Origin of the sequence: Pseudarthrobacter sp. NPDC092419 (assembly GCF_044755045.1) — a bacterium.
Lineage (GTDB): Bacteria > Actinomycetota > Actinomycetes > Actinomycetales > Micrococcaceae > Arthrobacter.
This window is the reverse complement of record NZ_JBIVQF010000002.1, coordinates 75,867-88,698: the sequence shown is the minus strand read 5'-3', so window position 1 is coordinate 88,698 and position 12,832 is coordinate 75,867. Positions and strand designations below refer to the sequence as shown.

12 protein-coding genes are annotated in these 12,832 nt (G+C 67.0%); 3 read left to right on the top strand and 9 right to left on the bottom strand.

All coding sequences use genetic code 11. From position 1 onward, the window contains the following. Window positions 1-73 precede the first annotated feature (73 nt). Window positions 74-673: a hypothetical protein gene (locus ACIQC0_RS03765; protein WP_400532726.1), complete on the top strand. Its 600-nt coding sequence runs from the start codon at window positions 74-76 to the stop codon at window positions 671-673. Window positions 674-680: 7 nt separating this feature from the next. Here the strand turns inward: ACIQC0_RS03765 and ACIQC0_RS03760 are convergent, their stop codons facing one another. The 4 genes from ACIQC0_RS03760 to serS all read right to left on the bottom strand — a co-directional run bounded on the left by ACIQC0_RS03760 (window position 681) and on the right by serS (window position 7,244). Continuing rightward, window positions 681-1,265 (bottom strand): histidine phosphatase family protein, encoded by a 585-nt coding sequence (locus tag ACIQC0_RS03760; protein ID WP_400532724.1) that lies wholly within the window; start codon window positions 1,263-1,265, stop codon window positions 681-683. A gap of 31 nt (window positions 1,266-1,296) precedes the next feature. Beyond that, window positions 1,297-3,543 carry a maltose alpha-D-glucosyltransferase gene (gene treS, locus ACIQC0_RS03755; protein ID WP_400533264.1) on the bottom strand — a complete coding sequence of 749 codons (2,247 nt, stop codon included), beginning with the start codon at window positions 3,541-3,543 and terminating at the stop codon, window positions 1,297-1,299. Window positions 3,544-3,752: 209 nt separating this feature from the next. Continuing rightward, window positions 3,753-4,613, bottom strand: coding sequence for an HAD family hydrolase (locus ACIQC0_RS03750; protein WP_400532722.1), 861 nt, complete (start codon window positions 4,611-4,613; stop codon window positions 3,753-3,755). Between the two features lie 1,350 nt (window positions 4,614-5,963). Beyond that, on the bottom strand, window positions 5,964-7,244 hold the full coding sequence (gene serS, locus ACIQC0_RS03745; RefSeq protein WP_377216478.1) for a serine--tRNA ligase: 1,281 nt from the start codon (window positions 7,242-7,244) through the stop codon (window positions 5,964-5,966). 90 nt (window positions 7,245-7,334) lie between these two features. Between serS and ACIQC0_RS03740 the strand changes: the two genes are divergently transcribed. Beyond that, window positions 7,335-8,390, top strand: a complete 1,056-nt coding sequence (locus tag ACIQC0_RS03740) for a diacylglycerol/lipid kinase family protein (RefSeq protein ID WP_400532720.1) — start codon at window positions 7,335-7,337, stop codon at window positions 8,388-8,390. Between the two features lie 12 nt (window positions 8,391-8,402). On the opposite strand, the gene ACIQC0_RS03735 is transcribed toward ACIQC0_RS03740, so the two are convergent. The 3 genes from ACIQC0_RS03735 to ACIQC0_RS03725 form a co-directional block, all read right to left on the bottom strand. Further along, window positions 8,403-8,606, bottom strand: coding sequence for a hypothetical protein (locus ACIQC0_RS03735; RefSeq protein ID WP_377216476.1), 204 nt, complete (start codon window positions 8,604-8,606; stop codon window positions 8,403-8,405). Window positions 8,607-8,700: 94 nt separating this feature from the next. Further along, entirely contained in the window at window positions 8,701-9,678 is a 978-nt protein-coding gene (pheA, locus tag ACIQC0_RS03730) for a prephenate dehydratase (protein ID WP_377216475.1), read from the bottom strand. Then, entirely contained in the window at window positions 9,678-10,004 is a 327-nt protein-coding gene (locus ACIQC0_RS03725) for a rhodanese-like domain-containing protein (RefSeq protein WP_377216474.1), read from the bottom strand. Before ACIQC0_RS03725 ends, pheA begins: the two co-directional genes overlap by 1 nt. Window positions 10,005-10,117: 113 nt before the next feature. Here ACIQC0_RS03725 and ACIQC0_RS03720 point away from each other — a divergent pair, with 113 nt between their 5' ends. Next, window positions 10,118-11,521 (top strand): amidase, encoded by a 1,404-nt coding sequence (locus tag ACIQC0_RS03720; protein ID WP_400532717.1) that lies wholly within the window; start codon window positions 10,118-10,120, stop codon window positions 11,519-11,521. Here ACIQC0_RS03720 and ACIQC0_RS03715 read toward each other — a convergent pair. Together ACIQC0_RS03715 and ACIQC0_RS03710 are read right to left on the bottom strand one after the other, a co-directional pair. Continuing rightward, window positions 11,518-11,886, bottom strand: coding sequence for a DUF4190 domain-containing protein (locus ACIQC0_RS03715; RefSeq protein WP_400532715.1), 369 nt, complete (start codon window positions 11,884-11,886; stop codon window positions 11,518-11,520). The genes ACIQC0_RS03720 and ACIQC0_RS03715 overlap by 4 nt on opposite strands. Before the next feature lie 47 nt (window positions 11,887-11,933). Beyond that, window positions 11,934-12,713 carry a nuclease-related domain-containing protein gene (locus tag ACIQC0_RS03710; RefSeq protein ID WP_400532713.1) on the bottom strand — a complete coding sequence of 260 codons (780 nt, stop codon included), beginning with the start codon at window positions 12,711-12,713 and terminating at the stop codon, window positions 11,934-11,936. Window positions 12,714-12,832: the final 119 nt, after the last annotated feature.

Below are 12,832 nucleotides of genomic sequence, written 5' to 3'. Positions count from 1 at the left end.
TCGCACCAGATGCCAAGGTCAGGGGCAACCCTGCTTGCCTTCCTTTACCTACCTGCGGGTAGTCTTTGGTGCAATGTTCACCTTGACCATCAACCAGACGGACAGCAGGCGCGACGGCGACCTGGTCCCCCAGCTGTTGAGGGACCTGCGGCACATTCCTGCGCGACTGGATTTCGACCGCTCCGTCGAGGATGAGGTCCAGGGCATCGTGGACTGCCCGCACCAGGCAGTGGAAGCGGCGCTGATCGCCCTGCGCTGCGGGTCCTGGTACGTGGGGATCGGCGTCGGCCCGGTGAACGAGCCGCTGCCCAACCTGATCCGGGACGCCACCGGACACGGGCTGGTGTATGCCCGCCGGGCCGTGGACCGGCTGCGCAGCACCAGGGAACGGGTTCCGGTGGCCGTGGAGGGACCCCTCGCGGACATATCCCACGAGGCCGAGGCAGTGCTCCGGCTCCTGGGCCACATTGTGCATGACCGGTCTACGGCTGAATGGCGGGTTCTGGACCTGCTGACGCCCGGCGTCCGGGGGCAGCAAAAGGCCGTCGCACAGGAACTGGGCATCACCACGCAGGCCGTCAGCAAGGCCCTGGCCCGGGCGCAGTGGCACGAGGAACACGCAGCCCGGCCCGCCGCCGCACGGCTCTTCGGGCTGATCCTCGAAGTCCGCTAAGGTCCTGCTAGCTTCCGGTGGCCGCCATCACCGGTTCGCCGTTGAAGTATTCCAAATGCCAGCCCTGGATGGCGTGGTGGTGTGCCAGGTTGAGCACGGCGTTGTCCACGCTGGCCAGCGTGCGGCCGGTGGCACGGCTGAGGCTCACCCGGAGCAGCGTCCCGTGCGTGACCACCAGGAGGCGCCTGCCGCGGAACTCCTCGGCCAGCTCCTCCAGCGCACCCAGGCCGCGCGCCGCGGCGTCGTCCTCGCTTTCGGCGCCGCGGAACCCGCCAGGCACGCGCAGCGCCTCCAGCTCGGGACCGGCCTGCATGCCCTCCGCCGGGCCGAAGCTGCGCTCCGTCAGTTCCGGGACGCGCCGCGCCACGGTGAGGCCCAGACCTTCGGCGATCAGGTCCGCCGTCTCCGCCGCGCGGCTCAGCGGGGAGGAGACGACGGCGTCCCATTGGTAAGGCGCAAGGGCAGCGACGGCGTCGCGCGCCTGCCCGCGGCCGACGTCGTTCAGCGGGATGTCCGTTGCCCCCTGCAGCCGCCGTTCGGCGTTCCAGTCGGTCTGGCCGTGGCGGATGAGGGCGAACGTAGTCAGGGTCATGGCAAACATTCTGCCCTGTGCAGGCCGTGGATTACGAAGCGGAATCCGTCTCCGGTTCCTCTTCGGGCGCGTCTTTGAGCACCAGGGCCGTGCCACCGTAGGCCGGAAGTTCCAGGAAGAAGCTGTGCAGGTCGTCCACCTGGCCCACCTGTTCTCCGGTGAAGAGGTCGTGGACCGTGGAGCCCGGCACCAGGTGCGACGACTGGATGCTGCCGGCGATGTCCTGTCCGGAAAAGTTCAGCACCGTGGCCTGGAGCATGCCGTCCTGGAGCTGGTTGACCAGGACCAGGAGAGCCCGGTTGGACACGTCCGGCACGTCCAGCAGCGTGCTGGTAGCCACCCCGGACTGTTCCCGCACCGTCAGGATCTTTTGCAGGCGCCGGGCAAACGAGTCCGGGTTGCCGAGCTGTTCGGGCACCGGACCGTAAAGGCTGCGGGCGCGGGGCATGCCGGCGGAGGACGCCTCCGCCTCGGGGCTGGTGCCCATGAGGTCGTGGGCGCCGCGGTTGATCCAGCGGGTATCGCCCTGGACGGTAAGCTCGCGGACCTTTTCCCGGTCCAGGGCCGTGATGCCGGTGAGGTCCCAGCCGGAGAGGGCGAATACGCCGGGCTGGAGCGCGTTGTACATGGACAGCAGGATGTGGATGTCCATGACCTGGGTTTCCTGCTCCGGGGTCAGGTTGTCCGGATCCTGGATGCCCAGGGAAGCCATGATGAAGCTGACCGTGGTGCAGGCGATCCCGTTGGTGGTGAACAGCGCGTTGTACGGGGTGGCTTCCCCGGTGAGGCGCTCGCGCAGGGTCTGCTGGACGTGCTCGGCCACCTCGGCTCCGGTGAGTTCCTCGCCGTGGAGTTCGAAGACGTCATCCTTATGCCCGGCGGCGAAGTGCACCAGCTCGTAGGTGAGCTCGTCGTGGTTCTGCAGGGCATGCACCAGGGACGCCTGGTCCACACCGATGTCCATGGAGAGCTTGAGGGTGAGGCGGAGGAATTCGGTATCCGCGGTGACCAGTGCGTAGTGGTACGCGGGCCGGGTGATGAAGTCGTAGGACAGGTCCGGCCCGCTCTCGGAGGTGGCTTTGATGTCGTCAATGGTCAGGTTCAGTTCCTGGAACGAGAACCCGCCCACCTTGCGGATCATGGACCCGATCAGCTGGTTGGCGGCCTCGGACAGGGGGTGGCCCTCGGACCAGCCTGGCTCCTCCTCGGCGCTCTTTTCCACGCCCAGGAAGCCGTTGGCGTCCAGGCGCAGCGCCCCGGTTCCCAGGTCCAACAGGGAGTGCAGGGCGTCGCCCACCACCAGGCGCATGCCGGCGAACGTGGGGTCCAGCCAGTTGATGGAGGGCTGGCCGGCCTTGAAGTAGTGCAGGTAGACCCAGCGCCGGGTCTTGCCGTCCGTGCCCACGATGGGCCGCGTGGCGCTCCAGTTGGTTTCCTTGACGCCGGGCTCGTAGAAGATCACGCGCTGCAGCCGGCCGATGATGTAACCGGCCTTCTGCAGGGCCTTCTCCGCGTCGGGACTGATATTCACCGAATCCTGGCCCTCGGGGACGTCCGGCAGCAGGTTCCAGTCCTCCTGCGGGATGTCGATCATGTGGTAGATGCCCGGGTAATCCCGGAAGTTCATCTCGGCAAGCCTGAAATCCGCACCCTTGCCCGTGTGGCCTGGGACAATGTCATCAATCACCGTGCCCTCGTGGTCCGCCGCGACTTCGCACATGCGCCGGAACTCGTCCTCGGTGCCAAACACAGGATCGATCGCCATGCTGATGCGGTCGAAGTGACCGTCCACGCTGGGGGTCTGCGCCCAGCCCTGGATGCCGCCGGCCAGCTTGACCGGGCCGGTGTGCAGGCCGCGGATGCCGATCTCGCGGAACGCCTCCCACAGCTCCGGGTCGCCCAGCGCCGCCAGGAAGGACTGCCCCGGCCGGGTGATGAAGGACAGCGGGTAGGCGGTGAACCAGACGGGGGCGCGTTCGACGGCGGCCCGCGGGTTGGGGTGCGCGTAGGAGTTTTGCCACATGCTCGCCTGGCCGGAAAGCTGGCGGGCCATCACGTTCGCGTCGCCGAGCATCGCCTGGTTTCGCAGCCACTCCACGTACGCGGCGTTGCGGCCATCGAATTCCAGGGAAGGCCGGTCGGCAAAGAATTGGCGACGGCGTGCCACCGGCCTCAGCGCCTTGGGACGGGCCGGGTAGAACTGCTCGTCGTACGTAATGTCCCCGGCCTCGGTCGCTCCCGGTTCGAGCTCGCCGGGCTCAACGGCAATGCTGTCGATCGAAAGGTCTTCTTCGGAACTTGATTGCCGCACAGACGTCTCCTTCGCAGGGTGTTCCGCCTTCCGGCAGAACCTCCCGGGTGTGTTGTTCAAGTGGTCCCGTACCCCGGCGTTGCCGAACTACTCGCACCGATCTTTCCCAACGTATGGGGATTGCCTGCATCTATCAAGCGACCGCGCCCGGTGTGTGGACTGCCTGTACCCCGACGCTAGACGAGGCTGCGCAGCACGTGGGCGGCGCCGTCGTCGTACACGGAGTGGGTGACCTCGTCCGCGGCGGCGAGCACTTCCTCCGGCGCCTGGCCCATGGCCACGCCGCGTCCTGCCCAGGTAAGCATCTCGATGTCGTTCCGTCCGTCGCCGATAGCCACCGTCAGGTGCTGTTCGACGCCGAGGCGCACCCGGAGCTCCTCGAGGGCGCTGGCCTTGGTAACCCCGGCGGCGGCGATGTCCAGCCAGGCGGTCCAGCCCACGGAGTACGTGACGCCGGCCAGGCCGATCTGCCGGATGGCCTCGTTGAACTCCTCCGGCGTGTTCTCGGTGCTGAAGACCACCACGCGCACGGCAGTGGCCTCGAGCATGGTGTGGAAGTCCACGCCCACGGCCTCCACGCCGAAGCTCGCGTCCTGGAACCGCTCCGTGGAGAGGAAGTTGCCGTCTTCATCCTCCAGCGCGTATTTGGCCGAAGGGAGCCGCTCACGGAGGGCGCGCAGGGCGGGGGCGGGATCGAATGTGGCCTTGTGGATAACCTCGTAGCCGCCGTCCAGTTCGGGGTGCAGCCGGAGGGTCACACCGCCGTTGCAGCAGACGGCATAGCCGCGGTCTATGCCGATTTTTTCGATGATGGGCAGGGTGGCGTTCAGGGACCGGCCGGTGGCCACCAGCACGTCATGTCCGGCCGCGACTACGGCCTGCGCTGCCTGCCGGACGCCCGGGGACATGTGGCCGTCATGGTCCACCAGGGTGCCGTCCACGTCGAGGGCGACCATGAGCTTGCGGCCGTTGAGGTTGTTTGTGGTGTCTCGCCGGTCATCGTTGCCGGCGACTGAAGTTTCAGTCACTGTTGTCATTCATCCAGTAGAGCAGACACCCCACACAGCCGCTAGGACGCGGGCCACACCCGGGTTGAACAGCTGGTTAATACCCACAGGTTATCCCCGGTGTGAGTGTTAACCTCCGGGGTTCCCGTTCGCGAAACTGGGAGTTCCCCCCCGGCGTGGACAAATCCCCGCCGCGTTACCAGGGGAAAAGACCGTCCCGCGGGGATTTGTCACCATTTGTCCACATCCGCAGGATCCGGTCTTGGCCGGGCCGTCCCTCGTGCCCAGCATGGGACCATGCCATCCAACCAGCTGCCCGACACCGTCCCGCCAACACTGATCCTGGCCAGTCGACACCGCGCCCTCACGGGGAACAGCCGCGACCTGAGCCGCAGGTACCGTGCCGGCACACTGGTCAGGGTTAGGACCGGAGCCTACTATCCGAAAGAGGCATGGCTCTCACTGAAGCCTTGGGAACGCTACGCGATGACGCTGACCGCTGTGGCGGCCCTCGATCCCTCGACGAAGTTTTGCTACCTTACCGGCCTCCGCATCTGGGGCCTCCCTGGGCCAGGCGTTCCCGGCCATATTCACGCCATTACTGATTCGCCGCACAAGGCGGGCACGCTGGCACCTACCACCAAGGCAGCCCGGGATGCCAAGACCGGGCTGACCGGGCTGGAGCGCGTGCGCGCTTACGGCATCCGCCGGCACCACTGGCCAGCCGAGACCGTCCAGCACCGCGGATATCGGGTCACCTCACTCGTCCAGACCGTCCTGGACTGCGTGGCGCGGCTGGATCTACCGGAGGCCTTGGCCGTTGCCGACGCTGTATTGGGGGCGCACCACGGGCAGGAGAAACGGCTGACCCGACAGGAACTGCACCAAGGTGCTTCCCGCATGTCCGCCGCCAAACGCAGACGGGTGGAGGAGGTCCTGGCCATGGCAGACGAGGCCTGCGAGTCCGTGGGCGAATCGCGCAGCCGGGCGCTGTTCCGGGTCTTGGTCTTCCCGCTCCCGTACTCCAGCAATCGTTCCATGACAGCGCGGGGTTTATTGCGCGTACCGACTTCTTCTGGCCAGAGTTCGGCGTCATTGGCGAATTCGACGGCGACGCCAAATACCTTGAGGACGGCTTCCTGGGAGACCTCAGTACCCGCGAAGCAATTCTGGCCGAGAAGAAGCGTGAAGACCGGCTGCGTGCCCTCGGCTACAAGGTGGTCCGTTGGGACTGGAAGACCCTGTCAGAGCCCGACCTGCTGGACAGGAAGCTGCGGGCCGCAGGCGTCAAGGCCGAAAAGTCCCCGCGGCAAGGACAATTCCCCCGCGCATGACGGGGGGATTGGTCCACGGAGCGGGGACTTCTGAGGCAGACAGGACCTAGAGGACCGGGAGGACCTCGAGGCCGCCCAGGTACTTCTGGAGGGCCTTCGGCACGTTGACGGAGCCGTCCGCGTTCTGGTGGTGCTCCAGCAGCGCCACGATCCAGCGCGTGGTGGCCAGGGTGCCGTTCAGCGTAGCCACGGCCCGGGTGCCCTTGGCCACGCCCTCGGAATTCACGGCGCGCTCACGGATGTTCAGGCGTCGGGCCTGGAATGTGGTGCAGTTCGAGGTGGAGGTCAGCTCACGGTACGCGTTCTGGGTGGGAACCCAGGCCTCACAGTCGTACTTGCGCGCCGCGGACATACCGAGGTCCCCGGCAGCGGTGTCGATCACCCGGTAGGGCAGCTCGCACTTGGCCAGCATCTCTTCTTCCCAGGCCAGCATCCGCTGATGTTCGGTGGCGGCTTCCTCAACGGTGGTGTAGATGAACATCTCCACCTTGTTGAACTGGTGCACGCGGATGATGCCGCGGGTGTCCTTGCCGTGCGAACCGGCTTCGCGGCGGTAGCAGGAGCTCTGCCCTGCGTAGCGGATGGAACCGGCGGAAAGGTCAAGGATCTCGTCTGCGTGGTAGCCGGCAAGCGCAACTTCGGAGGTGCCCACCAAGTAAAGGTCGTCCTCGGCGAGACGGTAGATCTCGGCGTCGTGCTTGACGTCGAAGCCCGTGCCCTGCATGGTCTCCGGGCGCACCAGGGTGGGAGTGATCATGGGGACGAAGCCATTTTCGATGGCCTGGTCCATGGCCATCTGCAGCAGCGCCATCTCCAGGCGCGCGCCCACGCCGCGGAGGAAGTAGAAGCGCGCACCGGAGACCTTGGCGCCGCGTTCCATATCGATCGCACCGATGAGCTCACCGATTTCCAGGTGGTCCTTCGGCTCAAAGTCAGGGAATTCACGCGGCTTGCCGACGGTCTTGATGACAACGTAGTCGTCCTCACCGCCGGCCGGGACGCCGTCTTCCACCAGGTTGGGGACGGTGCGCAGGAGTTCCTCCTGCTTGGCCTGAGCTGCGTCGGCCTCGGCAGAGGCGGCCTTGACAGAGTTGGCCAGTTCCTTGACTTCAGCCAGGAGTGCCTGCTTTTCTTCGCCCTTGGCCTGGGCCACCTTCTTGCCAAACGCGTTCTGCTCGGCACGCAGGTTTTCGAACCGGATCAGCGCTGCCCGGCGGGCGGAATCGGCGGCGATGATCGCGTCCACCACTGATTCGTCGGCGCCGCGGGCACGCTGGCTGGCACGGAATTTGTCCGGGTTTTCGCTGAGGTCTTTTACGTCGATCACCCCCTAAGGGTATCCAATCGAACGCACGACGGCGGGAGGGGCGTTTGTCCCCGAACGATGTGCCTTCCGCCGGGCTACTGTTGAAGCACCATGAGTGACTGGATCCTGTACCTGCTGATCGGGGTGGCGCTTGCCTTCGCCATTTCGAGCTGGTGGGGCGTGCGGCGGCTCCGGGCCCTGCATATCCGAAGCACGGTGGGCGGGGAAGCCATCGAGCCGGAGCTGAAGAAGCAGCGGGTGGCCGTGGTCCTGAACCCCGTCAAGGCCCGCGCCGCCGAGGCCCGGGCAACCATCCAGCGCGCCTGCCTCGCCGCCGGCTGGGAGGACCCCCAGTTTTTCGAAACGACCGCGCGGGATCCGGGCTTCAGCCAGGTGCGGAATGCACTGGCAGGAAAGCCCGACGTCGTCCTGGTGGGCGGTGGCGACGGCACAGTGCGCGTAGTGGCTGAGTCGCTGGCCGGCACCGGGGTGGCGATGGGACTGGTGCCGCTGGGCACAGGCAACCTGCTGGCAAGGAATCTGGAGCTGGACGTGGGCGACTTGCACTCCAGTGTGAACACGGCGCTGTTCGGGCGGCAGCGCTACATCGACACCGCCCGCATGGGGATCGAGAATGCCCGGACCGGCCATCAATCGGAGCACGTGTTCCTGGTCATTGCCGGCATCGGCATGGACGCCGAGGTCCTGGCGGATACAAGCGACGGCCTGAAAAGGGCTGTGGGGTGGCTGGCCTACACGGAGGCGGGAGTCCGACATCTGCCTGGCCGCCGGAAGAAGGTCAGCATTTCCCTGGACGAAGGGCCCGCCCAGGTGAGGAATATCCGCAGCGTCCTGTTTGCCAACTGCGGCCTTGTACCGGGCGGCATCGATTTCATCCCCCAGGCGATGATCGACGACGGCATGCTGGACGTGGTGGTCATGAGCCCGCGAAGCGCCTTTGGCTGGCTGCTGATGTACGTCAAGGTCATGTCCAAGCACAGCGGAAAGCTGCCGATCATGACCGTTTACCGGTCACGGAAGATCATTATCGAGTGCCCGGAGCCGATGCCCACCCAACTCGACGGGGACACTGCCGGAGAGGCAACCCGTGTCACTGTCCAGGTGAAGCCACAGTCACTGCTGGTCAGGGTCAAAGGACGGGATTAGGCCGGATCCCGGTCAGGCGCTGGGTGCCTTATGGTCATGTCCGGCAGCCTTGGCCGCGGCGCGGGCTTCGGACTGCTCGCGGATCATGGCCTGCTCCTCCTCGAAGCGCAGGCGGTCGGCCCGGTCCGCTTCGTCGCCGTCCCAGTCCTGGTTGTCGCCGGCGGGCTTGGGGTTGACGATCATTCCCTGGCCATCATTTGTGTTGCTGGTTGTCATGACCCGCTCCCTTCGTTAGGGGCCATCCCCCGTATGGATCAAGTAAGCATACGCATTGTCCACAGCCCGGGGAAGTACTTCGAAGGGCATTTACCTACGCTGTCGGCGAAGTGCCCGCAGCGCTCCCACCTGCGGCGTTGTCCGTATCAACGATGGCCGCCACCCAGGACCGGGCGGCGGTAAAAGACTGGTCCGACATATGCGGCTCGATGGCCGTTTCCTGCATGTCCGCCCGGGCATATGAACCGAGGAAGCGTGTGGCCGGGCTGATCCGGTGCAGTCCGGCCAAGGCGTCCGCCACCCGGGCGTCCCGGGCGTGGCCGTCGGCGTCGATGCTGAAAAAGTAGTGCCCCAGGTACTGCCCCGTGGGCCGGGATTCGATCCGGCTCAGGTTGACGCCCCGGCTCGCGAACTGGTCCAGGATTTCCATGAGGGCGCCCGGCCGGTCCTCGGGGAGGGGGACCACGACGGTGGTCTTGTCCGCGCCCGTCCGCTCCGGAAGCGCGCCCGGTCGGCTCACCAGGATAAACCGGGTGACGGCTCCGGGGTTGTCGCCGATATTTTCGGCCAGGACTGAAAGTCCGGGCTGGTCCTGAGCCATCAGCGGGGAGCAGATGGCGGCGTCGTAATGGCAGTCGTCGTCGAGGAGGCCCATCGCCGCGGCTGCCGTGGAGGAGCCTGGAACGTATTCGGCTGCAGGAATATTTGCCTCCACCCACAACCGGCACTGCGCCCACGCATGTCCGTGCGTTGACACCCGCCGCACGTTCTCCAGGCGGACGCCGGCCTTCGCCACGAGCACGAAGCTGATGGGCACCAGCACTTCGCGGATGATGCGCAGTTCCGCGCCGCTGGCGATGGCATCCAGCGTGGCGGTGACGCCGCCCTCCACAGAGTTTTCGATGGGCACCATGGCAGCGTCCGCGCGGCCCTCGCGGACCAGGTCGAGGGCGGCATTGACGTTCGACGCCGGCACCCGGGCAGCCTGCAGCGCCCCGGGAACCTGCAGGAGGGCTGCCTCGGTAAACGTGCCTTCCGGTCCCAGGAACGCGTAGGTGGCTGGGCCTGGCATCAGAGGATGATCGGCTTCAGGCCGTTGTCCGAGACCAGCGGGCGGCCCGCTTCGAGCCACTGGTCCATGCCGCCGGCGACATTTATCGCGGTGTAACCCTGGCCGGTGAGCCACTGCGTTGCGCGGAAGGAGCGGCCGCCCGTGCGGCAGATCACATAGAGGTCCTGGTCCGGATCGAGCTCTTCGAGCCGAGCGGGAAGCTGGTCCATGGGAATGTGCAGCGCGCCCTCGGCATGGCCTGCCACCCATTCGTAGTCCTCGCGCACGTCCAGGAGGACGGCGTCATCAGGGAGGTCATTGACGGGGACGGTATCAAAGTCGCTCATGGGAATCCTGTCTCGCAGCCGGTAGAAGCTGCATTAAGCCTAGTCCCACCCGGGTCGCCGGGCGCCGGGCGGCGATAGGGCTAGGCTTTCGGGAGACCCGAAGGAGGACCCCCTTGGCCGAACTCCACGACCTTTCCGCGGTGCGCCTTCGGGACGCATTGCGGCACGGCGAGGTTTCGGCGGTGGAGGCCGTGGGTCATTTCCTGGCCCGGGCCGAGCAGCGCAACCCCCTGCTGGGAGCCTTCATTACCCTGACAGCAGAGCAGGCAGAAAGGGACGCTCGAGCGGCCGATGCCTTGTTCAGCACCGCACCCGACAGCCTGCCCCCTCTGCACGGCATGCCCTTGGCATTCAAGGACCTGACGGATGTGGCCGGTGTGGTCACCACCCACGGCAGTGCGGCCCTGGACCACAGGCCGGCGCCTGCCGACGGACCCCTTGTCGCGGTCCTTAGGGGCGCCGGAGCCATCTCGCTGGGCAAGACCCAGGTGCCCGAATTCGGGCTGACGGCCTACAGCGAAAACCGCATCGTGCCGCCGTCGCGCAATCCCCATGCCCCCAGCCGGAGTTCCGGCGGGTCCTCGGGAGGAAGCGCTGCCGCGGTGGCCGCGGGCCTGGTGCCCTTTGCGCCAGGGTCCGACGGCGGCGGGTCGGTCCGCATTCCTGCGGCGGCATGCGGCCTGATCGGGTTAAAGCCCGGACGGGGCTTGGTTCCGGCGGGCGAAAACCAGGGCGACCCGGCCCGGCTGGTGGTGTCCGGGCCGCTGGCCCGCACCGCCGCCGACGCTGCCCTCATGATGGATGCCCTTGTCCCGGAGGCGACATACCTTGGCAGCCTGGACCGCATCTCCGGGCAGCTGCGGATCGGCGCCACCTTGGACAGCCCGTGGGCAAGTTCGTTTCCGTTCGCGCCGGACCAGGAAGCCCTGGACGCGCTCGAGGCGGGCCGGAAGCTGCTGGAACATGCCGGGCACGTCGTCGATGAGGCACTGGTCCGCTATGACAACCGTTACCCGGACGCCTTCACGAACGCCTGGACGGCCGGGGTGGCCAGCGCGCGGATCAGCCCTCACAGAGAACCGCTGCTGGCGCCCCTGACCCGTACGTTCCGGCGCCGGGCACAGCAGCGCAGCCCGGCCAAGCTGCAGGAGTCCCTGGCGCTGCTGCGGCAGTTCCAGCACGACACCATCGCCCAATACGCGCAGTGGGACCTGATGCTCACCCCCGCGTTGGCCCAGACGCCGCGGCCGGTGGGCTGGTTTACCGGCACGGCCCACGGCGGGGAACGCTGGCCTGCAGCCCAGTGGCCGGGAGACGCCGACGAGGACTACCGGAAGCAGTGTGAATACGCGCCCTGGTCCTCGATGGTGAACGCTGCGGGCCTGCCGGCCATCACCATTCCTGTCTACTGGACGGGTGGCGCCGCGGGTCAGGGGCTGCCCATGGGCATCCAGTTGGTCGGCCCGATGGGGTCCGAGGCGCTCCTGCTCCAGGTAGCGCACCAGTTGGGCTTCTAGGCCGAGTAGTAGGTTTCCGCCCGGAAGATGGCCAGACCGATGAGGATCAGCACCCACAGGGCGCCGTATCCGAGCAGAAAGAGATAGCCCATGACCAGGCCGGCGATGGAGAGTCCCCGTCCGGCAGGCTCCCGCTTCAGGCCAAGGTGGCCGGTAATAATGGCAGCCACCTGGGGAACCAGGAGCCAGCCCATGATGACCGAGGCAAGGCCGCAAACCAGGCTGGCGATGCTCAACGGCTTCGGCTGGTCGGCCACGCCGTAGTAATACTGCTGGGCACCGGGTCCCGGGTAAGGCTGATATGCGGACGGCTGGTAATACGTCGGCCGCTGCGGGCCTGGCCACGGCGGCGGCTGGTTGGACACGGTTTCCCCCTTAAGTGATGGCTACAGCCTACCGGCGCGGTGGCTGGCTACGGGCCCCCCGGCGGCAGGAAAAACACCGCGAAAACAACGAAGGCTGCCAGCAGCGCCAGCCTGCCGGCAGTGATCGCACCGAAGTGGGGCCCGGCGGTGCGGCCGGGGTGCGCCATGGCGGGCCGCCCGTACTGCGAAGGATCCCATTCCTTTGGCGGCATATATCCAGCGCCTGATGCCCGCCCGTGCCGTTCCTTCCGCCGCGCGGGGCGTCCCCCGCGGGCGGGCACCCGCCGGGGAAAGCCTGCGAGTCCCGCCTGCTGATCGCCGGTCAGTGTACGGCCAAGTGATTTGTGCAGGCCCGCAACGTCCTCGCGGTCCAGGACCTCTGGCAGCAGGCCGATAGCACGCACTACCTGGCCCGGTCCCACCACGGGCACGTCCGCCCTTGTGATCCCGAAGAGGTTGGTTTGGGCCGTCATGCAGATCAGCGGCCGCACCAGCCTGCGGTACCGGGGTTCCACTACGGAGGTGACGGCCGCGCACTGGGCGAGGGCGCCCTCAACCGCCTGCGGCCGCGCGTAACGGTCCTGCCAGAGCCCGCCGGACACTACACGCACGTCGCCGGTCCAGTCTTTGGCATCCACCACCACGATCCCGCCCGGCCCCACCAGGACGTGGTCCAGGCGCGCCTGCGGCCGTCCTGGCCAGTTGACCTCGTGGAACTGATGCCAGCCGCTGTGCACAAGCGCTGCCAATGCCTCGTCGAGGGTTCCCGCAGCGTGGCGGCCATCATCTGCGCCGCCGCTGCCTGCTCTCCCGCCTGCCGTCCCCATGGCCGCCCCCTGCCCACTGCCGGAAACACCGTTGGCGGCAGGACGCCGTCGTCCGTTGTTCTCCGGGTCTTTCCCTGGATTTCTTCGAACGTAACAGGGCCCGCAACCGGTGGAACATA